This window comes from Bradyrhizobium uaiense (assembly GCF_010811875.1).
Lineage (GTDB): Bacteria > Pseudomonadota > Alphaproteobacteria > Rhizobiales > Xanthobacteraceae > Bradyrhizobium > Bradyrhizobium uaiense.
This window is the reverse complement of record NZ_VKHP01000532.1, coordinates 1-817: the sequence shown is the minus strand read 5'-3', so window position 1 is coordinate 817 and position 817 is coordinate 1. Positions and strand designations below refer to the sequence as shown.

Genomic DNA, 817 nt, shown 5'->3' with positions numbered 1-817 from the left:
GGTTAAGGCGGTCGTCCCTCAGATTGATGGTGTTTGAACGGAGTCGGGCAAGCCCGCTCCAAGCATCCTTGAGGAACGACCATGAACCACTATGCCGGAATCGACGTGTCATTGGAATGCTCAAGCGTGTGTGTTGTTGACGCCAACGGTAAAATCGAGCGGGAGGCCAAGGTGGCGAGCGAACCTGAGGCGTTGACCGCTTGGTTCCGTTCGCTGGGGTTTGACCTTGAGCGGATCGGACTGGAAGCCGGCCCGCTGTCGCAGTGGCTGTTTGCGGCGATGAAGGCGGCCGGGCTTGCGGTGGAACTGCTGGAGACGCGGCACGTGCGCGATGCGTTCAAGGCCATGCCAGTGAAGTCGGATCGCAACGATGCACGCGGGATTGCGCAGCTGATGCGGTTGGGCTGGTTCCGGTCGGTGCATTGCAAGTCGATGAGCGCGCAGGAGACGCGCGCCTTGCTGACGGCCCGCAAACTGGTGCAATCGAAGCTTCGCGACGTCGAGAACAGCCTGCGCGGGATCCTGCGCGGATTTGGGCTCAAAGTCGGCAAGACGACGGAGCGGGGGTTCGCCGGACGGATCAACGAACTCGTCGCAGGCCACTTGCATCTTCAGATGATCAGCGGCGCACTGCTGGCGGTGCGTGAGGCCCTGCGGAAGGAGTTCGCAGCTTTCGAGAAGCAGACCCGCAGAATGGTGCGATCCGACCCGCAGGCCCGGCTGCTGACCTCAGTCCCGGCAGTCGGTCCGATCGTGGCGCTGACCTATGCCAGCGCTATCGACGACCCGGGACGGTTCACATCATCAAAGCGAGTTG

Annotated in this window: 1 protein-coding gene; it reads left to right on the top strand. The window is 62.4% G+C overall.

Annotated features, from left to right (window positions below; genetic code table 11):
* Positions 1–81 precede the first annotated feature (81 nt).
* The coding region (locus FNJ47_RS46295; protein WP_163163475.1) for an IS110 family RNA-guided transposase at positions 82–817 on the top strand (736 nt) is incomplete at its 3' end.